At 65.7% G+C, this 595-nt stretch carries 1 protein-coding gene; it reads left to right on the top strand.

Annotated elements, in window-relative coordinates:
* Window positions 1-595, top strand: a 595-nt coding sequence (locus EOA86_RS37555) for an aldehyde dehydrogenase family protein (protein WP_128345886.1), incomplete at both ends; no start/stop codon positions are given.

Below are 595 nucleotides of genomic sequence, written 5' to 3'. Positions count from 1 at the left end.
ATGCTGGAGATGCTGAAGGGCGCGATGGAAACGCTCAGCCTCGGCGATCCCTGGCGGATTTCGACCGATGTCGGCCCGGTCATCGACGAGGAGGCACAAAAATCGATCCGCGACTATTGCACTGACATGGGCCTGCAGGGCCGGCTGATCGCCAAGCTCGAAGCGCCGAAGGATGGCCGCTTCGTCGCGCCGCATGTCTTTCGGGTCAAGGGCATCGAGGACATCGAGCGCGAGGTGTTCGGACCGGTGCTGCACGCCGCCACTTTCGACGCCGACGATATCGACGGGGTCATCGCCGCGATCAACCGCAAGGGTTATGGCCTGACTTTCGGCCTGCACACCCGCATCGAAGGCCGCGCCCAGCATTTCGTCGACGGCATCCATGCCGGCAACATCTATGTCAACCGCAACCAGATCGGCGCCGTGGTCGGCTCGCAGCCGTTCGGCGGCGAAGGGCTTTCGGGCACCGGGCCGAAGGCCGGCGGACCGCACTATCTCAGGCGGTTCCGCAAGGGGCCGGAGGCGGGCACGCCTATTCTTGACGGCCGCACGGTGACGGCGACCGAACTCGCCGACAATCTGCCCGACCCGACGC

This window comes from Mesorhizobium sp. M5C.F.Ca.IN.020.32.2.1 (genome assembly GCF_004023105.1).
GTDB lineage: Bacteria > Pseudomonadota > Alphaproteobacteria > Rhizobiales > Rhizobiaceae > Mesorhizobium > Mesorhizobium wenxiniae.
The sequence above is the reverse complement of the archived record's forward strand: the minus strand, read 5'-3'. Positions and strand labels throughout refer to the sequence as shown.